Consider the following 22,975-nt stretch of genomic DNA (forward strand, 5'->3'; position numbering starts at 1 on the left):
TTGATCTCCTGGTTGCCTGAATCACGTCCCAATTGCGAACTTGCCAGCGAAACGCGCACTTGTCACTGTCACCGCTGCAATGCTGGCGAATGCCGTGGAATTTGCCTAGGATCAAGTGATTATTGTGGCAAGGGGGCTGCATGCAAGACGTTGATGTCGTCATCATCGGTGCCGGCTCGGCGGGTCTTGCCGCCGCCAGGACCCTGCAGGCCGCGGGGCTTTCCTTCACGCTGCTCGAAGCGATGGACCGAATCGGCGGGCGAGCCTGGACCAGCGACCAGCATTTCGGCGTGCCTTTCGACATCGGCTGCGCCTGGCTGCATGCCGCCGACCGCAATCCCTATTTTCCCGAAGCCCAGGCGGCAGGCTGGACGTTGCATCATCACGACATGAACGTTGATCATCTCTACTACCGCGAGCGCAAGGCGAGCGAAGCGGAAGAAGCCGACATGAAGGCCGCCGACGCAAAGCTGTTCGAACTGCTGGCCAGGCATGAAGTGAAGGACGGAGATGACGATCGTCTTTCGGCGCTTTTGGCAAAAGGCCATGCGCCGCGCGCCGCCGCCACCTTCGCCGGGCCGATGGATTTCGGTGCCGACGAGGACGAAATCTCGATCCTGGACTTCCAGGCCGCGGCCGATCTCGACCCGAACTACTTCAGCAAGGAGGGCCTTGGCGCGCTGGTGGCGCGTTTCGGCGCCGGCGTGCCGGTCGAACTGTCGACGCCGGTGCGCAAGATCCTGTGGGACGTGCCCGGCGTCGCCTGCGTCACCGATCGCGGCACCGTCCGCGCCAAAGCAGTGATCGTCACCGCTTCGCCGGCGGTGCTCGCCTTCGAGGAGATCGCGTTCTCGCCGGCCCTGCCCGACACGCATTTCGGCGCCTTCTTCGACCTGCCGATGGGCATGCTGACCAAATTGCCGGTCGAGATATCGGGCACCAGGCTCGGGCTGCAGCCCTTCGACGACCTGCTGATCGAGCGGATGGCCAGGCACGACATCTATTTCCTCTGCTTCCCGTTCGACCTTGACCTGATGGTCGGCTTCGTCGGCGGCGATTTCGCCTGGGAAATGTCGGCGGCCGGCGAGGCGGCCGGCATCGACTTCGTCGTCGACCGGCTGTGCGGCATCTTCGGCGGCGATACGCGCAAGCATGTCGGACGCGCAATGATGACCAATTGGGGCGGCGAGCGCTTCGTGCGCGGCGCCTATGCCGCGGCCCGCCCCGGCCGTTCACTGGCGCGCGCCGCACTCATGCAGCCGGTGGCCGACAAGATCTTCTTCGCCGGCGAGCATCTGGCCGGCTCGCTGGTCCAGACCTGCGGCGGCGCACGGCTGTCGGGCGAGGCGGTGGCAAGGCAGGTTGTCGCCCAGCTTGCGGCCAAATAGCTTCAGGTAATGTGGAACACCGCGCGGCTGTTCGCGTTGGGCACGGGCCGCCGTGAACATTTGTGTCACCTCCGGTGAATTGAGACCGACATGAAACTCTTCGACTGCCCGCATTGCGGCCATCGCATCTATTTCGAGAACGCCCAGTGCCTGAACTGCGGGAACCCCGTGCTCTACGATCCCGAGCACGCCTGTTTTGCGCTGGCGGGCGTCGATGGCGTCTTCCAGTGCACCAACGCCGATGAATGCGCCTGCAACTGGATGGCGGAACCGGGTCACGCTTTTTGCCGCGCTTGCGTGCTGAACCAGCTGATCCCGGATCTCTCCGTCGACGGCAACCGCCGCCGCTGGATCCGTGTCGAAGCGGCGAAGAAGCGCGCCATCTACTCGCTGCTGGCCTTCGGGCTGCCGGTGGCGCCCAAGCAGAACCCGGCCGACGAGATCGGCCTGGCATTCGACTTCCTCGCCGATCCGATCGGCGGCGGCCCCGGCGGCGAGCGGATTCTTACCGGCCACGACAATGGCCTGATCACGCTCAACGTCGCCGAGGCGGATTCGGCCGAGCGCGAGAAGCGGCGCGTCGAGATGGGCGAGAACTACCGCACCTTGCTCGGTCATTTCCGCCACGAGCTCGGGCACTATTACTGGGACCGCCTCATCCGCGACGATCCGCACAGGCTCGAAGCTTTCCGCGCACTGTTCGGCGACGACCGCGCCGATTACGAACAGGCGCTGAAGGCCTATTATGCCAATGGTGCGCCGCCCGACTGGCAGCAAGGCCACATCTCGGCCTATGCGACCTCGCATCCATGGGAAGACTGGGCCGAGACCTGGGCTCATCACCTGCACATCACCGACACGCTGGAAATGGTGCACGCGCTGAACTTTCCGCTCGGCCGGCTGGAGACGGTGGAGGCCAACGACTTGCCGCGCGGCGACACAGGCGGCGGGTTGCAGGCCGCACCCTCGGAGCCGGCGACCGCGCCCCAGCCTTTCGAAAAGATTCTTCCCCGCTGGCTGGTGCTGTCGGAAGCCTCCAATTCGATCAACCGCTGCATGGGCCTGCCCGACCTCTACCCCTTTGTCATTTCGGACGTCACGGCACGGAAATTGGAATTCGTTCACGAACTTCTGACCGATTTGCCTGGAGAACACGGAACAAATCGTGAGTTGGCGCAGGCGCTTTAGCGGGAACGCATGAGCTGCTGCCCCGTTTTCGCTGGCGAGGGACCATGAAAACGGAGAGAAACCATGAAATCCCTGTTGTTTCCTGCGGTAGCCGGAATGCTGACCGTGATGTCAGGCGCCGCGTTTGCCGATACCGCCGTCTCAGCCGTCACCGATCTTAACGTGCGCGCCGGACCCGGCCCGCAATATCCCGTGATCGGCGTGCTCGCCGCCGGCCAGTCGGCAACGCTCAATGGCTGCATCGAAAACAGCAAATGGTGCACCATAGCCGAGGCCGGCGGCCAGGGCTGGGTCTATTCCGACTATGTGACGGCCGATATCGGCGGCAGCCGCGTGGTGCTGACGGAACGGCGCTCCAGCGTTGCTGTCGTCTCGCCGCCGGAGGACATCGGCAACTACTCGACCGATTATACCGGCGCGATCATCGCCAGCGATCCGGTCGTGGATGACTTCCCGCCGCCTCCGGCTGAAGTCCGCACCTATGTCGATACACATCGCCTCGATCCCATCTATCTCGAAGGCGAAGTGGTGACCGGCGCGACCCTGCCCGACACCGTCGAGCTGCGCGAGATTCCGGACTACAATTACCGCTATGTCTATGTGAACGGCCAGCGGGCGCTGATCGATCCGCAGACCCGGCGCATCATGTACGTCGTTCGCTGACGACAAGCGGCCGCTGTGACAGCAGCGGCCGCCAGCAGGCCGCGCCGCCGCGCGGCGCTCTCCTGCGCTCTGGCCTAGTCCTTTGCGGAAAACCATTCCGATTTTCCCGGCCATCGGTTAGTCAATAGGCGATGACTTTGGCAAGGGAGCCCGCGTGACCATCGATCCGGCCGCCTTCGAGCGTTACAGGCATTCGCCGAACGCCAGGACGACCTTACCGCGCCTGTTGCTCGGAACGGGGATCGTGGTCCTTTTTTGGGCAGCAACCACCGTGGCCGTGCTGGTCGGCGGCACCTATGCGTTCATCGCCTGGCAGGCGACCCCATCATCCGGCATTCAGGGCTTCCTCGCTTCGCCCCTCGGCATCCTCACCGCGCTCGTCTCGTTTGCCGGCATCTGGATCGGCCTGTGGGTCGCGATGCGCTGGGTGCATGGCGAGAAGCTGTCGGCGCTGATCGGCAACAGCCGACGAGTTTCATGGCCCGACTTCCTCAAAGGGCTGATCGCCGTGCTGATCACGTCGTTCATATCCGAGGTCCTGCTCTATCTCTTGCAGCCGCAGATCACGCGTGGCCCGATCAGCTTGTCATCCTGGCTGCTGTTTGCGATCCCGATCGCCGCGCTCACCTTGGTGCAGACCTCTTCGGAAGAGCTGCTGTTTCGCGGCTATCTGCTGCGCGGTCTCGCCAGCCGGTTCACGAGCCCGGTAATCTGGGCCCTGCTGCCGGCCCTGCTGTTCACCTCGCTGCATTGGAGCGCGAGTTCGTCACCAGCCATCAATGCTTGCGTGCTGGCGTCGATCGCCGCTTTCGCGCTGCTGCTGACGCTTATCGTCTACGCAACCGGCAATCTCGGCGCCGCACTGGGTGCTCATCTCGGCAACAACCTGACCGGGTTTCTCTTGATCTCGCATCAGGAAAGCTACAATTCCTTCGCCCTGTTCAATGCCAGGCCGCTCGAGGGACCGGGCTGGGCGACGTCGGATGCGGTTCTCATCGCCTTCATCGGCATCGCCTGCAGCATGCTGACCATCGTGCTGCTTCTACATCCGCGTTCGCCGCTCAAGGTCGCCGCCGAATTTCCATAGTCGAGCCGGGAAATCCGTCTAGGCTGTTGCGGACTGTGAACTATTCTTCACATATGGATTGACACATCAAGCCTGTGAACTATAGTTCACAGATGGTCGAGGTTCGCCAAACCACCGACTTTCGCGACTGGCTCAACAGCCTGAGGGATAAGCGGGCCGCCGAAAAGATCGCGATCCGCATCGCCCGCGTCCAGTCCGGCCTCATCGGAGACGTGAAGTATTTCGATGGCATCGGCGAACTTCGGTTGGACGTTGGCCCTGGATACCGCCTCTATTTCATCAAGCGCGGCAACGAAATCATTATCCTGCTTTGCGGCGGCGACAAGTCCAGCCAGGGCCGCGACATCAAAAAGGCCATTCAGATGGCCAGGGAGCTATGATCATGGCAATCGAAACCGTTCCGTTTGATCCCGCCGAGCATCTTGGCAGCGCCGAAGGGCAGGCCGAGCTGCTGGCCGACGCCTTTGCGACCGGCGACCCTGGCTATATAGCAAACGCGCTCGGCATTGTTGCTCGTGCGCGCGGCATGACCGCTGTTGCAAAGGAAGCAGGCGTCACTCGTGAAGCTCTTTACAAAGCACTGAGGCCAGACGGTGACCCGCGCCTTTCGACGCTACTGGGTGTCACAAAGGCGCTCGGGGTGAAGATCACAGCCGAGCCGTCTAGTTAATCAGGGTTTCCAAAGACCCCTCGCGCGCAGAATTGTTTGCCCAATTCGCATGCCGGCAACCACTGCCGTGGCTGCCGCACGCCCTGCAATCCGGTCTTCGTCTTGACTCCGTGTCCGATTTCCTGTCTACACGCCCCGAATTCCGCGACGAGTATCCCTCCGAGCAAGCCGACCAGGACGCCGAAACCTCTTTGAGGTGAAGTGCTGTAAATCGATCCTGGAGGCCAACACCCGGCAGCGCTGAGCGCCCCCGGGTGCTTTTTGGTTTTGGCTTTTGGTTGGACACTGGGCGCGAACGCATTACCTCTCGGGCATCATCCGGATGCCAGGGAAAAGGAAAACGAATGTTTGAATCGCTACAGGAACGTCTTGGTTCGATCCTGAACGGCCTGACCGGCCGCGGCGCGCTATCGGAGGCTGATGTCTCGGCGGCGCTGCGCGAGGTGCGCCGTGCGCTGCTCGAAGCAGACGTGGCGCTGGAAGTGGTGCGCTCCTTCACCGACAAGGTGCGCGAGAAGGCCGTCGGCGCTGCCGTGGTCAAGTCGATCAAGCCCGGCCAGATGGTCGTCAAGATCGTCCATGACGAACTGGTCGAGATGCTCGGCGCCGAAGGCGTCGCCATCGATCTCAATGCCCCGGCGCCGATCGTCATCATGATGGTCGGCCTGCAGGGTTCGGGCAAGACGACCACTTCGGCCAAGATCGCCAAGCGTCTTTCCGAGCGTCAGAACAAGAAGGTCCTGATGGCCTCGCTCGACACGCGGCGCCCCGCCGCGCAGGAGCAGCTTCGCCAGCTCGGCGAACAGGTCAAGGTCGCCACGCTGCCGATCATCGACGGCCAGTCGCCGGTCGACATCGCCCGCCGCGCCGTGCAGGCGGCCAAGCTCGGCGGCCACGACATCGTCATCCTCGACACCGCCGGCCGCACCCATATCGACGAGCCGCTGATGGTCGAGATGGCCGACATCAAGAAGGTGTCGAGCCCGCACGAAATCCTGCTGGTCGCCGATTCGCTGACCGGCCAGGACGCAGTCAACCTGGCCAAGAGCTTCGACGAGCGCGTCGGCATCACCGGCCTCGTCCTGACCCGCATGGACGGCGACGGCCGTGGCGGTGCGGCTCTTTCGATGCGCGCCGTCACCGGCAAGCCGATCAAGCTGATCGGCACTGGCGAGAAGATGGACGGGCTGGAGGAATTCCACCCCAAGCGCATCGCCGACCGCATCCTCGGCATGGGCGACATTGTCTCGCTCGTCGAAAAGGCCGCCGAGAACATCGACGCCGAACAGGCGGCGGCGATGGCCAAGAAGATGCAGTCGGGCAAGTTCGACCTGAACGATCTCGCCGGTCAGCTTCAGCAGATGTCGAAGATGGGCGGCATGGGCGGCATCATGGGCATGATGCCCGGCATGGGCAAGATGAAGGACCAGATGGCCGCCGCCGGTCTCGACGACAAGATGTTCGGCCGCCAGCTCGCCATCATCTCGTCGATGACCAAGGCCGAGCGCGCCAATCCCGATTTGCTCAAGCATTCGCGCAAGAAGCGCATCGCCGCCGGTTCCGGCACCGACGCGGCCGAAATCAACAAGCTGCTCAAGATGCACCGCGGCATGGCCGACATGATGAAGGCGATGGGCGGCAAGGGCAAAGGCGGCGGCCTGATGCGCGGCATGATGGGCGGCATGATGGGCGGCGGCATGCCGGACCTGTCGAAGATGGACCCCAAGCAGCTCGAAGCTTTGCAGAAGCAGGCACAGGCAGCCGGCCTCGGCGGCGGCATGAAAGGCCTTCCTGGCGGCGGTGGCCTGCCCAGCGGAATGCCCGGTCTGCCCGGCGGCATGAAACTCCCCGGGCTCCCCGGCCTCGGCGGTGGCGGGCTGCCCGGCCTTGGCAAGAAGAAGTGAGGACGCCATGAACGAAGAGAAGGACATGGCCGACGCCCGCGCTCTCCTGGCCGATTACCGCGCCTCGATCGACAACATCGACGCGGCCCTCATCCACATGCTGGCCGAGCGCTTCCGCTGCACCAAGGCGGTCGGCGTGCTGAAGGCGACGCATGGCCTGCCGCCGGCCGACCCGGCACGCGAGCAGCAGCAGATCGCCCGGCTTCGCCAGCTGGCGAAGGATGCCCATCTCGACCCGGATTTCGCGGAAAAATTCCTCAACTTCGTCGTCCGCGAAGTGATCCGCCACCACGAACAGATCGCCGCTTCCAACGGCGTGATGAAAGCCGGCTGAGAAACCAGCCACCAACCGACCAACCAAATCAGCCTTTTTAGGAGAAAATAAATGCCCTTGAAGATCCGACTGGCCCGTGCGGGCTCGAAGAAGCGTCCTTACTACCACGTCGTCATTGCCGACGCCCGTTCGCCGCGTGACGGCCGGTTCATCGAGTCGATCGGCTCATGGAACCCGCTACTGCCCAAGGACGGCGAACGCGTCAAGGTCGACGCCGACCGCGTCAAGCATTGGCTGGCGCATGGCGCCCAGCCGACCGACCGCGTGCTGCGCTTCCTCGACGAGGCCGGCCTCGTCAAGCGCGACGCCCGTTCCAACCCGAAGAAGGCCGAGCCGGGCAAGAAGGCGCAGGAACGCGCTGCCCTTCTGAAGAAGGCGCAGGAAGATGCCGCTGCTGCTGTTGCGGCCGCCGCCGCTGCACCGGCCGAGGCGGAAGCCGCCACCGCCGAATAATTGCTCTATTCGCATCCAGGAAAACGGCGGGCCATGTGCCCGCCGTTTTCCTGTCCAGTTCTGTCTGTAAGAGCTGCCGATCAATAACCGTCCGGGCAGCGGTCGACGTAGACGCGGCCACGGCGATCACGGTAGCGGCATTCGCCACGCTCGCTCGCCCGGCCGATCAGCGCGCCGGCAACGGCGCCGACAGCACCACCGACGACGGCGCCTTCAACCGGATCGCCAGCGACCGCCGCACCGACGGCAGCGCCACCGAGGCCGCCTACGGCCGCGCCTTTTTCCGTTTGCGAACAAGCGGCGAGCGGCACCAGCAGCGCCATCAAAAGCATCATTTTCTTCATCATCGTTCCTCTCCGATAGGAGCCGCCTCCGCCGCCAGGCGAATCTCTAACTCGCAACTCCGCGATTCGATCCCTGAGACATTACCCGGCAAAGGGTCAGGCTTTCAGCGGAAAGCGATGCTTCGATCTGGATCTAACGGCTGAACGGGATCAGCGCGCGGACCCTGGCATCGCGCAGATACAGGCCGCCCCACAGGATAATGCCGAGATAGACGCCGAACAGCATGTGCGAGAACAGCGGGTTGTCGACGCGGACATTGGTGGCGATAGCGCCGCCCATATAGGCGGTGAGCAGGATGGCGCCGAGCACCGAGGTGCGCGGCAGTGCATAGAGAGCGGTCGAGATCAGGCTGATGACGCCCAGCATGCGCGCGACATTGGCATCGGCCGGCCAGCCGAGCGGCACCATCGTCTGGGTGACGACATCGAGCGGCGGCAGCTTGATGACGCCATCGAAGATCATGAACAGCACGATAACGCCGCTGAGCGCGCGGCCGGTCCATAAAGCGCCCGGCGAGACGGGCGCGGTTTCGGAAATGCTCATGGTGGTCCCTCCTAGTGGTTCGAGCCCTTTTCGCTGGGGTCGAACCAAGGACGTGGCATGGGGCTGCGATCCGACAGAGGTCCGGATTGTTTTAAGCCCGCGCGCCTTCGCCTACGAAAAATAGAACTTTTCCGCCGGCATCATCTTCGGCGGGGTCTCGCCCAGCGCTTCGAATACCGAGATTTCGCAGACACGACAGAGGCCGTCGAGTGCAAGGTCGTTGGCCTCGGTGCCGAACGGATCCTCGAGCTCTTCCGAAAGCGCGTCGAGGCCGAAGAAGGTGTAGGCGATCAGCGCCGTGAACAGCGGCGTTGCCCAACCGGTGGTCGAGATCAGGCCGATCGGCAGCAGCAGGCAGACGATATAGGCCGTGCGATGCACCAGCAGCGTGTAGGCGAAGGGTAACGGCGTACCGGCGATCCGCTCGCAGCCGGCCTGGATGGCGGCGATCGACGCGAGCCTCTCATCGAGGATACGAAAGCCGATCGAGTCGACATCGCCCGCCCGGCGCTGCGCATTGGCACGCCGGCCCATGCGCCTGACCATCTCATCTGCCGGATTGGAAAAGGCTGCGGCCTTGTCCGCCTCGGCGTCGATGAAGGCGCGGGCATCCTTCATGCTGTCGATCTTGCGCAACTGCCCGCGCAGGAAATGACAGAAGGCGAGCGCTTCCATCAGCAGGGCGCGCTGCTCGGTCTGGTCCGGGATGAGGCTGGTGGTGGCGCGGGCCAGGTTGCGCATTTCGAAGACCAGCGCGCCCCACAGCTTGCGCGCCTCCCACCAACGGTCGTAGGCGGCGTTGTTGCGGAACGAGAGATAGATCGACAATGTCACGCCGACGAGGCCGAAAGGCGTGATGTTGAAGACGCTGAAATCAAGCTGGAACCGGCGCGCCACGGCCAGGATGATCGCGGAATAGAGCGCGAAGCCCAATATCTGCGGCAGGATGCGTGGCACGACCGAACCGCGCATGATGAAGAACAGCTGCAGGAATGTGGGGCGCGGGCGAACGATCATCGAAGGCCTTTCACGGACCGGCATCGGCCCTCAGCTCCTCTATTGTGCGATGCGACAGGTCCGCAAGCCCAGCCGCCAGCGACATCGCCATGTCGTCCTTGCAGCGCCAGGACTATCGGCACGCGCCGGTCGCGGATATTGAAGAGCACGTGGGCTGCGGCCCATTTCTGCAGGCGAGAGAAACGAATGACCGGCGAGACCGATCTGAAGACACTGCTGGCATCGATGACGCCGGAACTGCTGGCCGGCACCTATGTCTTCGCCACGCTGGCGCCTGGCGTCGCTCAGCCGGAAGGCCTCGAGCCGGTGATGGTGTTTCGCGAGCGCGAGGGCGTGACGCTGATCGTAACCGAGGAGAAGGCCATCGCTGCGGCACTGACCGCGTCATTCCGCTGCCGGATGGTCACGCTGAACATCCATTCGTCGCTGGAGGCCGTCGGCTTCCTCGCCGCCATCACCACGCGCCTCGCCGCCGCCGGCATGGGCGTGAACCCGGTTTCGGCCTTCTACCACGACCATCTGTTCGTCCCCGCCGACCGGGCGGAGGAAGCGCTGGAGCTGCTGGTTGGGTTGGCGGCTGAGAATCGAAGCTGAGGCTGGTGCTGCCCCTCATCCCCCTGCCGGGACCTTCTCCCCGTGAACGGGGAGAAGGGAGCTAACGGCCAAAGGCCGAGCACGCGACTGCGGGCCGCCGATCGTTCGGCGCCCCCGCGGAGGGCCCGCCGCGGCAGCGGCGATACGGCCCGTGAGCGAAAACTAAGCCGCCTTCTTCTTCGGCTGGATCAGGCCGCGCTCGACCAGCAACTCGGCGATCTGCACCGCGTTGAGTGCGGCGCCCTTGCGCAGATTGTCGGAGACGATCCACATCGACAGGCCATTGTCGATGGTCGAATCCTCGCGGATGCGCGAGATGAAGGTGGCGTCCTCGCCGGCCGATTCCAGCGGCGTGATGTAGCCGCCGTCCTCGCGCTTGTCCAAGACCTGGCAGCCTGGGGCTTCACGCAGGATATCCCGCGCCTCGTCGGCGGTGATCGGCTTTTCGAACTCGATGTTGACCGCTTCCGAATGGCCGATGAACACCGGCACGCGCACGCAGGTCGCCGTCAGCTTGATCTTGGGGTCGAGCATCTTCTTGGTCTCGGCGACCATCTTCCACTCTTCCTTGGTGGAGCCGTCGTCGAGGAACACGTCGATGTGCGGGATGACGTTGAAGGCGATGCGCTTGGTGAACTTCTTGACCTCGACGCCATCGGCGACGAAGACCGCGCGGGTCTGGGTAAAGAGTTCGTCCATACCTTCCTTGCCGGCGCCCGACACCGACTGGTAGGTGGCGACGACGACACGCTTGATGGTGGCGAAGTCATGCAGTGGCTTCAATGCCACCACCAGCTGCGCCGTCGAGCAATTCGGATTGGCGATGATGTTCTTGCGCGTGAACAGCGAGATCGCGTCCGGGTTCACTTCCGGCACGATCAGCGGCACGTCCTGGTCGTAGCGGAAGGCCGACGAATTATCGATGACGACGCAGCCCTGCTTGCCGATCTTCGGCGACCATTCCTTGGAGACGCTGCCGCCGGCCGACATGATGCAGATGTCGGTGTCGGAAAAATCATACTGGTCGAGCGTCTTCACCTTCAGCGTGCGGTCGCCGAACGACACTTCCGTGCCCTGGCTGCGCCGCGACGCCAGCGCCACGACTTCGCTTACCGGAAAGCCGCGCTCTTCCAGTATGTTGAGCATTTCCCGGCCCACATTGCCCGTGGCGCCGACGATCGCTACCTTGAAACTCATCGAAAAATCTCCTGTCCCTCTCCGCTTGGTTTTTGGAGAAACCCGCTGGCCGATGCGGGTTCCGTCCCCCGGGCCGAACCCGGGAGAGGGTGGTTAGGCCAAGGGAGTCACACCGTTTTGGTGGTGGTTTTGGCCATAGTTTTGCTGGAACGAGGGGACGCGCCGACGCGCCCGGCCCAATGATGTGCATTGAGGCTGGGGGCATCGAATGCAAGAAGAGCCATCAAAAGGCCGCGCATCGAAAAACGATCCCGTTCAAAGCGGGCTTTTACGCGGTTTGCGTCAAGAGTCAATTGCGATGAGCGTCCTGTTGCCCTGTACAATGGCGGCGGCACGAAGTACGAACGGCATGACCATCCGGCTCATGGAGCGTCCCGACGCCCGCCGAAGACAGGCCCATTGCTGGGCATATAAGAATCCGAATTCCGAAAGAGTAAGATGTCCAACTTCGATGCACTCGTTCCCGCGCTGGCAAGGGCGCTGGAAAAACGCGGCTATTCCGAGCTGACGCCCGTCCAGAAGGCGGTTGTGGCGCCGGAACTCGGCGAGGCCGATGCGCTGGTTTCGGCGCAGACAGGCTCCGGCAAGACGGTGGCCTTCGGCCTCGCTCTGGCGCCGACCCTGCTTGAGGGCGCGGAGCGCTTTGGCCACGCCGCCGCACCGCTGGCGCTGGCGGTGGCGCCGACGCGCGAACTCGCCTTGCAGGTGACGCGCGAACTGGAATGGCTCTACGAACTGACCGGCGCCACCGTGGCGTCATGCGTCGGCGGCATGGACATGCGCTCGGAGCGGCGTGTGCTGGAGCGCGGCGCCCATATCGTCGTCGGCACGCCCGGCCGGCTGCGCGACCACATCACCCGGCGCTCGCTCGACATGTCGGCGCTGAAGGCGGTGGTGCTCGACGAGGCCGACGAAATGCTCGATCTCGGCTTTCGCGAAGACCTCGAATTCATCCTCGACGCTGCTCCGGCCGAACGCCGCACGCTGATGTTCTCGGCCACCGTGCCGCGCTCGATCGCCACGCTCGCCCAGGGCTACCAGCGCGATGCGGTGCGCATCTCGGCCGCCGGCGAGGAGAAGCAGCATCTCGACATCGAATACCGGGCGCTGAGCGTCGCCCAGCCCGACCGCGAGAACGCCATCATCAACGTGCTGCGCTATTACGAAGCCAAGAACGCGCTGGTGTTCTGCAACACGCGTGCCGCCGTCAATCATCTGACCGCGCGCTTCAACAACCGCAACTTCTCCGTCGTGGCGCTTTCGGGCGAGCTCAGCCAGAACGAGCGCAGCCATGCCTTGCAGGCAATGCGCGACGGCCGCGCAAAAGTCTGCATCGCCACCGATGTCGCGGCGCGCGGCATCGATCTGCCCAATCTGGAGCTGGTCATCCATGCCGATCTGCCGACCAATCCGGAAACGCTGCTTCACCGCAGCGGCCGCACCGGCCGCGCCGGGCGCAAGGGCGTCAGCGCGCTGATCGTGCCCAACAGCGCCCGCAAGCGCACCGAGCGGCTGCTGCAGAACGCCGGCCTCAAGGCAACATGGGCGAGCCCGCCCTCGGCCGACGACGTGATGCGGCGCGACGACGAGCGCATCCTGGCCGACCCGGTTTTCGACGAGCCGGTGAAGGACGACGAACGCGGTTTCATCGACGCGCTGCTCGCCAGACATGGCGCCGAACAGGTGGCCGCTGCCTTCGTGCGCCAGTGCCGCGCCAGCCGCTCGGCGCCCGAGGACCTCATGGAGATCGCGCCCTTCACGCCGTCGCGTGAAAGACCGGCGGGCGAAGGTTTCGCGCGCCGCGACGAGGCGCCCAGCCGCCGCGACGATTTCGGCGACAGCGTCTGGTTCTCGCTGTCGATCGGGCGCCGGCAGAATGCCGAGCCGCGCTGGCTGATCCCGATGCTGTGCCGCACCGGCAGCATCTCGAAGCGCGAGATCGGCGCCATCAAGATGCAGCCGGAAGAGACCTACGTGCAGATATCAGCCGACTGGGCCGACCGCTTCCTGGCCGCGATCGGTCCCGACCGCAAGCTGCAAGGCAACATCCTGGTGAAGCGGCTCGATGGTACGCCCGATCTTTCACGCGCCGGCTATCAGCCGCCAAGCCCCGACAAGAAGCCGCATCGCGGCAAGGCGCCGTTCGACCCCAACGCGCCGAAGCGCAAATTCGAAAAACGTGCACCGGCAGCAGTCGATCAGCGCCCGGCCGCCGCGCATGAGGCAAAGCCATGGGCGAAAAAGCCGGGCAAGCCGAAATTCGACACCACCGGCGCGCCCAAGCACAAGAAGGCGAAGAAACGGCCCGCCTAGAGCATTTCACCGTTTCACGGAAACGGCGATCTGCTCTAACTCTTTGTTTTGACGCAATTCCCAAGGGAAAACGGCTTCACACTTTTCCTAGAATTGCTCTAGGACTTCGGCCGGAGGGAAGCGCTTGCCTGCAGGCCAGCCTTGATGGCAGCCCAGCTGGCCGATGCCGGCGTCGGGCGATGCTGCTTTGCGATGCGTTCCGTCAGCGATGAGCGCCAGTCCGCGTCTTCCGCCATCCTGCGGATCGCAGCGTACCAGCTGGCCTGGTCATTGGAATCGATCGCCGGCATCAGCCCGCCGCTCGCCTCGATCAGCGACGGCGCGGTCGAGACGATGACCGGAATGCCAAAATCGAGACATTCCGAGGCGCCATAGCCCCAGCCCTCGATATGCGAGGGAAAGACGCCGAAGGAAGCGCTGCGATAATATCGGATGAGCTCCTCATCGCTGATCGCTCCGGTGAACGTAACCCGCTCAAGCAATCTCGGATGGGCCTTGAGATAGGCGCGCAGCGGATCGATCATCCAGCCCCAGCGCCCGGCGCAGACGAGCCGCGGCAGCTTGACGCCCTCGTCGAGCGCCTGCTGCCATATCCGTGCCAGCAGGATGTGGTTCTTGCGCACCTCGATGGTCGAGCAATAGAGCACGAACGGCTCGTCGGCCTCGATGCGCGAAGTCTGGCCGATGCGCGAAGCCGTCTCGTACAGGATGGAAGGCATCGGAAACCGGTATACCACCGGCTGTGTGACGCCTGCCTGTTGCATATGGTCGGTCAGCGTCGCACCAACTTCGTCGGATGCACAAAATGCCGGCGCGCCGGAACGCACGAGGTGCTCGAGATATGACCCGTAGCGAGCCTCGCCAGGGCTCATACCAACCATGTCGGGGCGCAGTGTCGGGATGAGGTCGTGGCAAAGAAACGCAAGGCCACCGGCGCGCCCGGAAAGGGCGGCTCGATCGTCACCGGTCAGAATGTGATGGCTGATCAGGACAAAGCCGCGTTCGGTCTCGTTCGGTTGGCTTGGAACCTGACGCGGGGCCGACCGGATCCGCGCCCGCTGGTACAGACGATAGGCCCTGATCAGCAACCTCGTCGCCTGAATAGGCAATCCCTTTGCGGCCATGGGTCACCGTCTTGGCGAGATGGCGGTCGGCGTCGCGCTTGCCCCATGGCTGCTGCCTCACCGCTTCGAGGGCCTGCGACATCGCCGTACGTCTCCCAGGCCATCGTTTGAGGCGCCAGGGTGAAATCTCGCCCGTCGCGACATGGTCCTGCTCGAAAGGAGCGAGGGGGCGAAACCGGCCTTCCCACGGTCGGAACGCCACCACCTCCACGCTAGGGTCGGGATCGGCCAGGGCTGCGCTGACGAGAAAGCTTTCCACCCGCGGGATGCCGACAAGTCCCTGGCCGGACGGCCAGAACGTCAGGCCGGTGGCGTCGATGGCCAGCCTGGGAGGTCTTCTTTCCCCTCCATCTTCAATCACGGTTTTACTGTCAGGACTCTCGACTGTCATGTTCTGCTTCTGTCGAAGGCGGTTGCACTCGATGCCTTATGCTTCATTTGCCGCGAAGACGGTAGCCATGCTGGCCGTCTTGCCCATCGGCCCGGCCCTGTGCCACCTTCGGCCGGGACGTGGCGAGCGGGGGTGGCAAATGCGCGGCGAAGTACTTCACTATGACGAGATCCAGGGCTTCGGCTTCATATCCGGGGCCGACGGCAACCGTTACACCTTCACCCGCGAGAACCTGCGCCGGGAAACTGCTATGCGGAAGGGCGCGGCCGTCGAGTTCCAGCCGGGTGGCGGCCAGGCGCGCGACGTTTTTTCGATCACCGCTCCGACTGCCGCTCCCTCCGCCGCCAATCCCAGCGTCAAAGCCGCACCGGCCCAGGCCAGCGTTCCGTCCGCAGTGGTCCCGCCCGCTGCGCAGCATTTCGGTCGATCTTCCGAGATAGCCGAGCCCGGCGATCTCTGGGGCTATTTCTGGAGCGGCGTGACGCAGAACTATTTCAATTTCGCCGGACGCGCCCGCCGCAAGGAATATTGGGGCTACTGCCTGTTCTGGACGGTTTGCCTGCTGATCATCGGCGGCATCGGCCTGTACACCGATATGGATATGGGCGGTTTCGACAGTGATATTTCGGGCGCGATAACGGTCGGGTTGTGCGGCACGTTCCTGCTGGCGACAATTCTTCCCAGCCTCGGCATGATCGTGCGCCGGCTGCACGACATCGGCCTGTCAGGCTGGCTCTGCCTGCTGATCCTGATCCCGACCATCGGCAGCCTGATCATCCTGGTCTTCGCGCTGATCCCGACGCAGGCCCGGGAAAACCAGTGGGGGCCGGTGCCGGCGGGTGTCAGGATTTAGCCGCCACGTGTATTGCAATCACAAACAACCCTGGGTAGTATTTGCGCAACGCGGGGGAGAAACATGCGTGGCACGATATTCCACTACGATCAGGATCAGGACTACGGCTACATCGACGGAATCGACAGCAAGCGTTATATCTTTGCCCGTGACGATGTGAGCCATGAAGTGACCCTCGCCAGGGGCACCCTTGTCGAGTTTCAACCGGAGGACGGTACGGCGCACGATATAGTCGCCGTCACCCCGACAGCGCCATCGCCAAGCACGGGCCAGCCACGCCGTTCGGCCGAGAGCAGGCCCGCCTATTCCATGGGTCTGTGGGCTTACTTCTGGCGCGCGATAATTGCGGACTATAGCAATTTCAAAGGTCGCGCCCGCCGCAAGGAATTCTGGGCCTTCTGGCTATTCTACACCCTCGGGATATTGGCGCTTCTAGGCTTCGGAATACTCGTTGACCTGGCGTTCAATGGCTTCAAAACCAATGCGGACAGGACGCCGATGAGGGCCATAGGGCTCATACCCTTCCTTCTTTTCTTTTCGGGATTGATCCTGCCGTCGATTGCGCTCGTCGTGCGGCGTGTGCATGACGCGGGTCTGAGCGGCTGGTTTGCACTTCTGGGCTTCATAACTCCCATTGGCAGCATTGCCTTGCTGGTCTTCGGACTTCTGCCGTCCCAGGTGGGCGAAAACCCTTGGGGACCGGTGCCGGCAGGCGTCAGGATCTAGCCGCCTTCAGCGCTTCGCCTGAAAGCCTGAGAAAGACCTTCTGGCCGTGGCGCTCGGCGCCAAGCCGGTCGTAGAAGCGCAGCGCGCCCTCGTTCCAGTCCTCGGTGGTCAGGTCGATGCGGCCGATGCCTTCGCGCAGGCAATGATCGGCGAGAAAGCCGATCAGCGCCCGGCCGACGCCGGCGTTGCGAACCTTCTCGCATACGAACAGATCCTTGAGGAACAGCAGCCGCTCGAGATCGATACCGGGATGCGCGATCGCCACCGACGCCAGGCCGCTGACTTCGCCGTCGACGAAGGCGAGCGCGAAATGCGGATAGGCCGGGCTTTCCTCGCCAAGCCATTTGCGTGCAGCAGACAGGGCCCGGTCAGCATCGAGAGGCGGCTGCCGGTAATGCTCCGCCATCTCGCACAATATGGCCGCGAGTGCCGTCGCGTCCTCGATCGTCGCCCAGCGGACGTCGACCGTCACGGAATCAGCCCAGGAATTTGGCGATGATCGCGTCGCCCATCTGAACCGTACCGACCTCGGTCATGCCATCGGACATGATGTCTTTCGTCCGCAGGCCTTCGTCGAGCACGGCGGCGATCGCGCTTTCGACACGGTCGGCTTCATCGACCATGCCGAAGGAATAGCGCAGGCACATGGCGAAGGAAGCGATCATGGCGATCGGGTTGGCGATGCCCTTGCCGGCTATGTCGGGGGCTGAACCGTGCACCGGCTCGTAAAGCGCCTTGCGCTTCTTGGTCTTCACGTCAGGCGCGCCGAGCGAGGCCGACGGCAGCATGCCGATCGAGCCGGTCAGCATGGCGGCAATGTCGGACAGCATGTCGCCGAACAGATTGTCGGTGACAATGACGTCGAACTGTTTTGGCCAGCGCACCAGCTGCATGCCGCCGGCATCGGCCAGCATGTGGTCGAGCTTGACGTCGGAATAGCGCGCCTTGTGGGTCTGGGTGACGACCTCGTTCCACAACACGCCCGACTTCATCACATTGCGCTTTTCCATCGAAGTGACACGGTTCTTGCGCGTGCGTGCCAGTTCGAAAGCGACGCCCGAAATGCGCTCGATCTCGAACGTGTCGTAGACCTGCGTGTCGATGCCGCGCTTCTGGCCGTTGCCGAGATCGATGATCTGCTTGGGCTCGCCGAAATAGACGCCGCCGGTCAGCTCGCGCACGATCAATATGTCGAGGCCTTCGACCACCTCCTGCTTGAGCGAGGAGGACGCCGCCAGCGCCGGATAGCAGATGGCCGGGCGAAGGTTGGCAAACAGCTCCATGTCCTTGCGCAGGCGCAGCAGGCCGGCCTCAGGGCGCACCTCGTAGGGCACCGCATCCCATTTGGGACCGCCGACGGCGCCGAACAGCACCGCGTCGGCCGCCATCGCCTTTTCCATGTCGGCATCGGAGATCGCCGCGCCATGCGCGTCATAGGCGCAGCCGCCGACCAGCCCCTCATCGGTGGCAAAACCGCTGCCGAGCTTGTCGTTCATGACCGCGATCAGTTTCTTGACCTCGGCCATGGCCTCGGGACCGATGCCGTCACCGGGGAGCAGGAAAAGATGCTTCGTTGCCATGGAGGAACCGTCCTGGAAAGAATTTGAACCGCGGCCTTGCTAAACGCCAAGCCGGTTGTGCGCAAGGAGTAACGCAGCGATCAAGAACAACCTCGTTCGTTTGCGATCCTTCGCGCTCCCCTCTGCCCCGCCAGCCTCCCGCAAATTGCAGCGCCTTGCCTTCACCGATGCGAGAGAATGTTGACCAGCCGGCCGAACGGATCGCGGACATAGAAGCGGCGCACGCCCCAGGGCTCGTCGGCCGGTCCGTATTCGATGGCGAAGCCCGCCGCTTTCATGGCATCGAGCGCCGCATCGACATCATCGACCTCGATCGAAAGATCCGGCACCGGCGTTTCGGAGCCGCCTTGCGCCATGAAACTGACCTGGACATCCATCTTTGCTTGCGAGCCGTAGGTGGCGATCCAGCCAAGGTCCATAAGCACATCGAGGCCGAGGACATCCTGATAGAAACGCTTGGCCGCAGTGGCATCCGATGTCTCGATATTGGCAACGATGCGCCGGACTTTCATCGTCGGTCGCCTTTCAAGCCGTGCGCCGCAGCGCCGTCACCTCGATCTCGATCTTCATTTCCGATCTGTTGAGCTGGCAGACGATCATCGTCGCCGCCGGCCTGATGTCGCCGAACGTCTCGCCGAGGATCGGGAAGACCACGTCCACGAAGGCCTGGTCAGTGATGTAGTAATGCGCCCGCACCACGTCGGCCATCTCGAAGCCGCCGTCCTGAAGCGCCTTGCCGATCGTCGCCAGGCAATTGCGCGTCTGCGCCTCCACCGTCTCCGGCATCGTCATCGTCGCATAGTCGTAGCCGGTCGTACCGGACACGAAACACCAGTCGCCCTGCACCACTGCACGCGAATAGCCGGCGGTCTTTTCGAAGGGCGAACCGGTGGAGATGAGTGTGCGCATGGGGCCTCGCAGGATTTGGTGGCCATTTTGCAGGGAAGACGCCTGTCCGACCATGGGCCAACATGGTTGGATTGGCGGTGCAAACCTTCGATGCCAGCGGGGGTGTGAAGGATCGCGGCGGACAATTCTTTTCCGCAGCACGACGACGGTGCGGCTGCCGTCGCGCAAAATACTTAGTTCGCCGACCCCAGCGCCTTGTCCAACGCCGCCTTCACATCGACCGGCCATGTCGCCACATCAGGCCACGCCTGCGGCTGGCCCTTGTCGCCGCGGCGCGCAAAATAGAGCCTGTGCTGGGCCGGGTCGACCGCCATGAAGCCGTCATTGCCGCCGCAATCATGCGGCACGCAGCCGCTGGCGTAGAAGGTGCCCGAAGCGGTCTTTTCCGTGCCGCCGCCGACCAGCAGGCTGGTTGCCATGTCGGGCATGTCCTTGCCGAGAAGCTTTTTCGCTTCCTTGTAGACGGCCTCGTTGTGGAAGGCGTCGATGATGTTCTGGTACTTTTCCGGATCGATGTCTTTCCAGTCCGTGCCGGGTTCCGGCATGTAGGTCAGATTGCCCGAAATCGTCAGCCCATCGGTCGGCGACCATTGCAAAGCCGGCTTCTCATCCCCCGGCAGCAGATAGGGCACGAAATAGATGGCGTTGTCGGACACCGCCGAGGGCGGTGCGCCGCACTGGTCCTGCTCGACTGTCGTGCTCTGGATGGTGCCGCCTTCCGGTTTCCAGACGATCACCGTCGCCGGCCCGCATTGATTGCCGCCGTCGCCCACATCGAACAGCGCCACCTTGACGCCGCCGACCTCGACTATTTTGTCGAAGAAGACGTCATAATTGCTGGCCAGCTGCTGGCCGTCATAGGCAAGCACCTTCTCGCCATACTGTTCCTTCTGGGTGATGGTCAGCGTGCCGCCTTCGAAAGGGACGGGCGCCTGCTTGTCGTCATCGGCAGCGTCGGCGGCGTTCGTCCCCTGATCGGCGGACGGCTGGTCCGTCGCCGGGGCCGGCTGGGTGGCGGGTGCCTGTGTCTGCGCGAACGCGCTCACGGTTTGCCCTAGCAACAAGGCCAGCCCGCAAACGCCGGCAAGAAGCAAACGTGTCATGACTGTCCCTCCGTTCGCCGCCACGAACCCGGCCTGTGGCGGCCGGGTCAGATCCTGCGACTCAGGCCCAGGGGCGCTGTTCGGCGTTCCGCTTCTCGAACGACGCGATGGCGCCGGCCTTCTCCATGGTCAGGCCGATGTCGTCGAGACCGTTGAGCAGGCAGTGCCGCTTGAAGTCGTCGAGGTCGAAGGTGACGACACCGCCGTCGGGACCGCGGATTTCCTTGGCTTCGAGGTCGACCGACACTGTGGCATTGGAACCGCGCGAGGCGTCATCCATCAGCTTCTCGAGATCCTCGGGGCTGACGGTGATCGGCAAAATGCCGTTCTTGAAGCAGTTGTTGTAGAAAATGTCGGCGAACGAGGTCGAGATGACGCAGCGAATGCCGAAGTCGAGCAGCGCCCATGGTGCGTGCTCGCGGCTGGAACCGCAGCCGAAATTGTCGCCGGCAACCAGGATCTGCGCCTTGCGGTAGGCCGGCTTGTTGAGCACGAAATCCGGATTTTCCGAGCCGTCATCCTTGTAGCGCATTTCGGCGAACAGGCCGGTGCCGAGCCCGGTGCGCTTGATCGTCTTGAGGTAATCCTTCGGGATGATCATGTCGGTGTCGACATTGACGATCGGCATCGGAGCGGCGACGCCGGTGAGCTTGGTGAACTTTTCCATGGCTTTTGCCCGTGTTTTCGTTGCGGGGGGATTGCTGAGGCACGGTTTACACAAAGCCGGCAGCAAATAAAAGGCAACTGTTCGTGCACAGTGGCACAAGCCAGCCCGATGGTGCAGTCTGGCGGCCATGGCAGAAAACGCACACGTCCTCTATGCGCGTGAACCCGCGCTCGACATCGCCGAATTCCGGCGTGTGCTGGTCGAATCCGGCCTCGGCGAGACACGGCCGGTCGATGATGAAGCACGCCTGCGGGCGATGCTGTCGGGCGCCAATCTGGTGCTGACCGCGCGTCTCGACGTCGAAGGCAAGCCGCTGGTCGGCGTGATCAGAGGCATCACCGACTTCTCCTGGGTCTGCTACATCTCCGAACTCGCCGTTTCCCGATCGGCACAGGGGCTCGGCATCGGCAAGGGCCTGATGGACGAGGCGCGCCGGCAGCTTGGACCGTCGGTCGCCATCAGCCTGATCTCCATGCCCGACGCCGTCGGCTTCTACGAACGTATCGGCATGAAGCGCATGGCGGATGCATTCTGGTTCGACCGCAAGGGCTGAGATCTCTCTGGTTGGGGAACGAGAGAAGCGCGCCTTGCCTTCTCCCCCTGTGGGAGAAGGTGGATCGGCGCGCAGCGCCGAGACGGATGAGGGGTGTTCCAGCGGAGTGAGGCGTTGGCGTTCCCTGGAACACCCCTCATCCGTCGCCTTCGGCGACACCTTCTCCCACAGGGGGAGAAGGAAACGCCAACGCTCAAATCACGTTCAATTCCCGGAACGCCCGCCCTTCCGCGACTCGACCATAGCCAAACGCCGAACAATCCACCGTGCGATAGCCGCCATGAACGATCAGTTCGGCCAGCGCCTTGCCGACCGCCGGCGCCTGCTGCAGGCCGTGGCCGGAGAATCCGTTGGCGAAGATGAAATTGCCGACTTCGGGATGCGGACCGATCACCGCGTTCTGGTCGAGCGTGTTGTAGTCGTAGTGGCCGGCCCAGGCGCGGGTCGGCTTGATCGCCTCGAAGGCGGGAATGCGGGTCGCCAGCACCGGCCAGATCACCTCTTCGAACAGCGGCCAGTTTACCTCGAAGTCGCCGGGGTCGGGTGCGCGGTCGCCTTCCTCCGGTTCGGCGCCGCCGGTGAGGTAGACCGAGCCTTCCGGACGGACATAGATGCCGGAGGGATCGACCAGCAGCGGCATGTCGGCATATTTCTCGCGCGCCTCGAAGACGAAGACATTGCGCTTGCGCGGCTCGACCGGCAGCTCAAGCCCGGCCATGGCAGCCACCTTGCCGGCGTTCGGGCCGGCGGCGTTGACGACGATGCCAGCCTCCAGCGTCTCGCCATTGCCGAGGCTCACTCCGGTGACGCGGTTGCCATCGCGCGCGATGCCGGTGACATCGGCGGCGATGAAATCGACTTTCTTCTGCCGCAGCGCCTTGCGGAACAGCGTCAGCATCGCATGCGCGTCGAACCAGCCTTCGCCGGTGCGGCCATAGGCGCCGGCTGAAATGCCCTCGGTCGACAGCCACGGGAACCGGCGCGTAAGCTGGGCGGCATCCTCCAGCACGATGTCGGCGCCCTCCGCGATCTGCGCCTCGTGATTGCTCTTGAGGATCGGCAAGCCGTCCTCGCCGGCAAGGATGAGGTAGCCGCCCTCGCGAAAGCCGATATCGGCGTCGTCCCCGAACTCTTCCTTCAGCCGCCGAAACAGTTTCAGCGTGAACTGCGACAGGCGGATGTTTTCCGGGATCGAGAATTGCTGGCGGATCGAGGCCATGGACAGCGTCGTTGCCGCATGCGCGAATTGCGGATCACGCTCGACCAGCGCGATCGTGCCGGAAAACCCTTGCTCACGCAGGTAATAGGCGACCGAGGAGCCGACGATGGCTCCGCCGATGATGACGATGTCGTAGCGCATGTTCTCTCCGATC

At 63.7% G+C, this 22,975-nt stretch carries 26 protein-coding genes; 14 read left to right on the forward strand and 12 right to left on the reverse strand.

What is annotated here, in order from left to right:
• The first annotated feature begins 140 nt into the window (after nucleotides 1–140).
• The 9 genes from NP503_RS17030 (at nucleotide 141) to rpsP (ending at nucleotide 7,687) form a co-directional block, all read left to right on the forward strand.
• Entirely contained in the window at nucleotides 141–1,388 is a 1,248-nt protein-coding gene (locus tag NP503_RS17030) for an NAD(P)/FAD-dependent oxidoreductase (protein ID WP_127271188.1), read from the forward strand.
• 90 nt (nucleotides 1,389–1,478) lie between these two features.
• Nucleotides 1,479–2,576 (forward strand): putative zinc-binding metallopeptidase, encoded by a 1,098-nt coding sequence (locus tag NP503_RS17035; protein WP_127269500.1) that lies wholly within the window; start codon nucleotides 1,479–1,481, stop codon nucleotides 2,574–2,576.
• A 63-nt stretch (nucleotides 2,577–2,639) separates the two neighbouring features.
• A complete protein-coding gene (locus NP503_RS17040) occupies nucleotides 2,640–3,239 on the forward strand; it encodes a DUF1236 domain-containing protein (RefSeq protein ID WP_127269501.1) in 600 nt (199 codons plus the stop codon).
• A gap of 154 nt (nucleotides 3,240–3,393) precedes the next feature.
• On the forward strand, nucleotides 3,394–4,326 hold the full coding sequence (locus tag NP503_RS17045; protein ID WP_127269502.1) for a CPBP family intramembrane glutamic endopeptidase: 933 nt from the start codon (nucleotides 3,394–3,396) through the stop codon (nucleotides 4,324–4,326).
• Between the two features lie 92 nt (nucleotides 4,327–4,418).
• Nucleotides 4,419–4,706 (forward strand): type II toxin-antitoxin system RelE/ParE family toxin, encoded by a 288-nt coding sequence (locus NP503_RS17050; RefSeq protein WP_127269504.1) that lies wholly within the window; start codon nucleotides 4,419–4,421, stop codon nucleotides 4,704–4,706.
• A gap of 2 nt (nucleotides 4,707–4,708) precedes the next feature.
• Nucleotides 4,709–4,996, forward strand: coding sequence for an addiction module antidote protein (locus tag NP503_RS17055; protein ID WP_127269503.1), 288 nt, complete (start codon nucleotides 4,709–4,711; stop codon nucleotides 4,994–4,996).
• A 344-nt stretch (nucleotides 4,997–5,340) separates the two neighbouring features.
• Entirely contained in the window at nucleotides 5,341–6,900 is a 1,560-nt protein-coding gene (ffh, locus tag NP503_RS17060) for a signal recognition particle protein (protein ID WP_127271191.1), read from the forward strand.
• 7 nt (nucleotides 6,901–6,907) lie between these two features.
• Nucleotides 6,908–7,234 carry a chorismate mutase gene (locus NP503_RS17065; protein WP_023811329.1) on the forward strand — a complete coding sequence of 109 codons (327 nt, stop codon included), beginning with the start codon at nucleotides 6,908–6,910 and terminating at the stop codon, nucleotides 7,232–7,234.
• A gap of 51 nt (nucleotides 7,235–7,285) precedes the next feature.
• Nucleotides 7,286–7,687, forward strand: coding sequence for a 30S ribosomal protein S16 (gene rpsP / locus NP503_RS17070; protein ID WP_013528800.1), 402 nt, complete (start codon nucleotides 7,286–7,288; stop codon nucleotides 7,685–7,687).
• Between the two features lie 80 nt (nucleotides 7,688–7,767).
• Here rpsP and NP503_RS17075 read toward each other — a convergent pair whose 3' ends face one another.
• From NP503_RS17075 to NP503_RS17085, 3 genes are all read right to left on the reverse strand, one after another.
• The gene (locus tag NP503_RS17075) at nucleotides 7,768–8,031 is read right to left on the reverse strand and encodes a YMGG-like glycine zipper-containing protein (protein ID WP_127271330.1); all 264 of its coding nucleotides are present in this window, start codon (nucleotides 8,029–8,031) and stop codon (nucleotides 7,768–7,770) included.
• Nucleotides 8,032–8,164: 133 nt separating this feature from the next.
• On the reverse strand, nucleotides 8,165–8,575 hold the full coding sequence (locus NP503_RS17080) for a DoxX family protein (RefSeq protein WP_127268218.1): 411 nt from the start codon (nucleotides 8,573–8,575) through the stop codon (nucleotides 8,165–8,167).
• Nucleotides 8,576–8,686: 111 nt separating this feature from the next.
• Nucleotides 8,687–9,616 carry a bestrophin family protein gene (locus NP503_RS17085; protein WP_236382962.1) on the reverse strand — a complete coding sequence of 310 codons (930 nt, stop codon included), beginning with the start codon at nucleotides 9,614–9,616 and terminating at the stop codon, nucleotides 8,687–8,689.
• Nucleotides 9,617–9,778: 162 nt separating this feature from the next.
• Here NP503_RS17085 and NP503_RS17090 point away from each other — a divergent pair, with 162 nt between their 5' ends.
• Complete coding sequence (locus tag NP503_RS17090; RefSeq protein WP_127268219.1) at nucleotides 9,779–10,186, forward strand: ACT domain-containing protein; 408 nt, start codon at nucleotides 9,779–9,781, stop codon at nucleotides 10,184–10,186.
• 162 nt (nucleotides 10,187–10,348) lie between these two features.
• On the opposite strand, the gene NP503_RS17095 is transcribed toward NP503_RS17090, so the two are convergent.
• The gene (locus NP503_RS17095) at nucleotides 10,349–11,383 is read right to left on the reverse strand and encodes an aspartate-semialdehyde dehydrogenase (RefSeq protein WP_023814446.1); all 1,035 of its coding nucleotides are present in this window, start codon (nucleotides 11,381–11,383) and stop codon (nucleotides 10,349–10,351) included.
• Nucleotides 11,384–11,821: 438 nt separating this feature from the next.
• Between NP503_RS17095 and NP503_RS17100 the strand changes: the two genes are divergently transcribed.
• Entirely contained in the window at nucleotides 11,822–13,696 is a 1,875-nt protein-coding gene (locus NP503_RS17100; protein ID WP_127268221.1) for a DEAD/DEAH box helicase, read from the forward strand.
• Between the two features lie 98 nt (nucleotides 13,697–13,794).
• On the opposite strand, the gene NP503_RS17105 is transcribed toward NP503_RS17100, so the two are convergent.
• Complete coding sequence (locus NP503_RS17105) at nucleotides 13,795–14,820, reverse strand: glycosyltransferase (protein WP_236382965.1); 1,026 nt, start codon at nucleotides 14,818–14,820, stop codon at nucleotides 13,795–13,797.
• A 530-nt stretch (nucleotides 14,821–15,350) separates the two neighbouring features.
• On the opposite strand from NP503_RS17105, the gene NP503_RS17110 reads away from it, so the two are divergent.
• Entirely contained in the window at nucleotides 15,351–16,064 is a 714-nt protein-coding gene (locus tag NP503_RS17110) for a DUF805 domain-containing protein (RefSeq protein ID WP_127271316.1), read from the forward strand.
• 63 nt (nucleotides 16,065–16,127) lie between these two features.
• The gene (locus NP503_RS17115) at nucleotides 16,128–16,790 is read left to right on the forward strand and encodes a DUF805 domain-containing protein (protein WP_127269803.1); all 663 of its coding nucleotides are present in this window, start codon (nucleotides 16,128–16,130) and stop codon (nucleotides 16,788–16,790) included.
• Here NP503_RS17115 and NP503_RS17120 read toward each other — a convergent pair.
• From NP503_RS17120 to leuD, 6 genes are all read right to left on the reverse strand, one after another.
• On the reverse strand, nucleotides 16,780–17,262 hold the full coding sequence (locus NP503_RS17120; protein ID WP_127269801.1) for a GNAT family N-acetyltransferase: 483 nt from the start codon (nucleotides 17,260–17,262) through the stop codon (nucleotides 16,780–16,782). The two genes, NP503_RS17115 and NP503_RS17120, sit on opposite strands and share 11 nt — an antisense overlap.
• A 4-nt stretch (nucleotides 17,263–17,266) precedes the next feature.
• Nucleotides 17,267–18,370 carry a 3-isopropylmalate dehydrogenase gene (leuB, locus tag NP503_RS17125; protein WP_127269799.1) on the reverse strand — a complete coding sequence of 368 codons (1,104 nt, stop codon included), beginning with the start codon at nucleotides 18,368–18,370 and terminating at the stop codon, nucleotides 17,267–17,269.
• Nucleotides 18,371–18,531: 161 nt separating this feature from the next.
• Entirely contained in the window at nucleotides 18,532–18,882 is a 351-nt protein-coding gene (locus NP503_RS17130) for a VOC family protein (RefSeq protein ID WP_127271319.1), read from the reverse strand.
• A gap of 13 nt (nucleotides 18,883–18,895) precedes the next feature.
• Nucleotides 18,896–19,279, reverse strand: a complete 384-nt coding sequence (locus NP503_RS17135) for a RidA family protein (protein ID WP_127271321.1) — start codon at nucleotides 19,277–19,279, stop codon at nucleotides 18,896–18,898.
• Nucleotides 19,280–19,452: 173 nt separating this feature from the next.
• Complete coding sequence (locus NP503_RS17140; protein WP_127271323.1) at nucleotides 19,453–20,382, reverse strand: hypothetical protein; 930 nt, start codon at nucleotides 20,380–20,382, stop codon at nucleotides 19,453–19,455.
• A 61-nt stretch (nucleotides 20,383–20,443) separates the two neighbouring features.
• Nucleotides 20,444–21,049 carry a 3-isopropylmalate dehydratase small subunit gene (leuD, locus tag NP503_RS17145; RefSeq protein WP_023810900.1) on the reverse strand — a complete coding sequence of 202 codons (606 nt, stop codon included), beginning with the start codon at nucleotides 21,047–21,049 and terminating at the stop codon, nucleotides 20,444–20,446.
• A 127-nt stretch (nucleotides 21,050–21,176) separates the two neighbouring features.
• On the opposite strand from leuD, the gene NP503_RS17150 reads away from it, so the two are divergent.
• Nucleotides 21,177–21,602, forward strand: coding sequence for a GNAT family N-acetyltransferase (locus tag NP503_RS17150; protein WP_127271072.1), 426 nt, complete (start codon nucleotides 21,177–21,179; stop codon nucleotides 21,600–21,602).
• Between the two features lie 193 nt (nucleotides 21,603–21,795).
• Here the strand turns inward: NP503_RS17150 and NP503_RS17155 are convergent, their stop codons facing one another.
• Nucleotides 21,796–22,962 (reverse strand): FAD-binding oxidoreductase, encoded by a 1,167-nt coding sequence (locus NP503_RS17155; protein WP_127271325.1) that lies wholly within the window; start codon nucleotides 22,960–22,962, stop codon nucleotides 21,796–21,798.
• Nucleotides 22,963–22,975: the final 13 nt, after the last annotated feature.

It is taken from the genome of Mesorhizobium sp. SEMIA396, from assembly GCF_024518615.1.
Taxonomy (GTDB): Bacteria; Pseudomonadota; Alphaproteobacteria; order Rhizobiales; family Rhizobiaceae; genus Mesorhizobium.

Coding starts and splice junctions, on each gene's coding strand:
- NP503_RS17030 (WP_127271188.1), top strand. CDS start 141: ATGCAAGACGTTGATGTCGTCATCATCGGTGCCGGCTCGGCGGGTCTT.
- NP503_RS17035 (WP_127269500.1), top strand. CDS start 1,479: ATGAAACTCTTCGACTGCCCGCATTGCGGCCATCGCATCTATTTCGAG.
- NP503_RS17040 (WP_127269501.1), top strand. CDS start 2,640: ATGAAATCCCTGTTGTTTCCTGCGGTAGCCGGAATGCTGACCGTGATG.
- NP503_RS17050 (WP_127269504.1), top strand. CDS start 4,419: ATGGTCGAGGTTCGCCAAACCACCGACTTTCGCGACTGGCTCAACAGC.
- NP503_RS17055 (WP_127269503.1), top strand. CDS start 4,709: ATGGCAATCGAAACCGTTCCGTTTGATCCCGCCGAGCATCTTGGCAGC.
- ffh (WP_127271191.1), top strand. CDS start 5,341: ATGTTTGAATCGCTACAGGAACGTCTTGGTTCGATCCTGAACGGCCTG.
- NP503_RS17065 (WP_023811329.1), top strand. CDS start 6,908: ATGAACGAAGAGAAGGACATGGCCGACGCCCGCGCTCTCCTGGCCGAT.
- rpsP (WP_013528800.1), top strand. CDS start 7,286: ATGCCCTTGAAGATCCGACTGGCCCGTGCGGGCTCGAAGAAGCGTCCT.
- NP503_RS17075 (WP_127271330.1), bottom strand. CDS start 8,031: ATGAAGAAAATGATGCTTTTGATGGCGCTGCTGGTGCCGCTCGCCGCT.
- NP503_RS17080 (WP_127268218.1), bottom strand. CDS start 8,575: ATGAGCATTTCCGAAACCGCGCCCGTCTCGCCGGGCGCTTTATGGACC.
- NP503_RS17085 (WP_236382962.1), bottom strand. CDS start 9,616: ATGCCGGTCCGTGAAAGGCCTTCGATGATCGTTCGCCCGCGCCCCACA.
- NP503_RS17090 (WP_127268219.1), top strand. CDS start 9,779: ATGACCGGCGAGACCGATCTGAAGACACTGCTGGCATCGATGACGCCG.
- NP503_RS17095 (WP_023814446.1), bottom strand. CDS start 11,383: ATGAGTTTCAAGGTAGCGATCGTCGGCGCCACGGGCAATGTGGGCCGG.
- NP503_RS17100 (WP_127268221.1), top strand. CDS start 11,822: ATGTCCAACTTCGATGCACTCGTTCCCGCGCTGGCAAGGGCGCTGGAA.
- NP503_RS17105 (WP_236382965.1), bottom strand. CDS start 14,820: ATGGCCGCAAAGGGATTGCCTATTCAGGCGACGAGGTTGCTGATCAGG.
- NP503_RS17110 (WP_127271316.1), top strand. CDS start 15,351: ATGCGCGGCGAAGTACTTCACTATGACGAGATCCAGGGCTTCGGCTTC.
- NP503_RS17115 (WP_127269803.1), top strand. CDS start 16,128: ATGCGTGGCACGATATTCCACTACGATCAGGATCAGGACTACGGCTAC.
- leuB (WP_127269799.1), bottom strand. CDS start 18,370: ATGGCAACGAAGCATCTTTTCCTGCTCCCCGGTGACGGCATCGGTCCC.
- NP503_RS17130 (WP_127271319.1), bottom strand. CDS start 18,882: ATGAAAGTCCGGCGCATCGTTGCCAATATCGAGACATCGGATGCCACT.
- NP503_RS17135 (WP_127271321.1), bottom strand. CDS start 19,279: ATGCGCACACTCATCTCCACCGGTTCGCCCTTCGAAAAGACCGCCGGC.
- NP503_RS17140 (WP_127271323.1), bottom strand. CDS start 20,382: ATGACACGTTTGCTTCTTGCCGGCGTTTGCGGGCTGGCCTTGTTGCTA.
- leuD (WP_023810900.1), bottom strand. CDS start 21,049: ATGGAAAAGTTCACCAAGCTCACCGGCGTCGCCGCTCCGATGCCGATC.
- NP503_RS17150 (WP_127271072.1), top strand. CDS start 21,177: ATGGCAGAAAACGCACACGTCCTCTATGCGCGTGAACCCGCGCTCGAC.
- NP503_RS17155 (WP_127271325.1), bottom strand. CDS start 22,962: ATGCGCTACGACATCGTCATCATCGGCGGAGCCATCGTCGGCTCCTCG.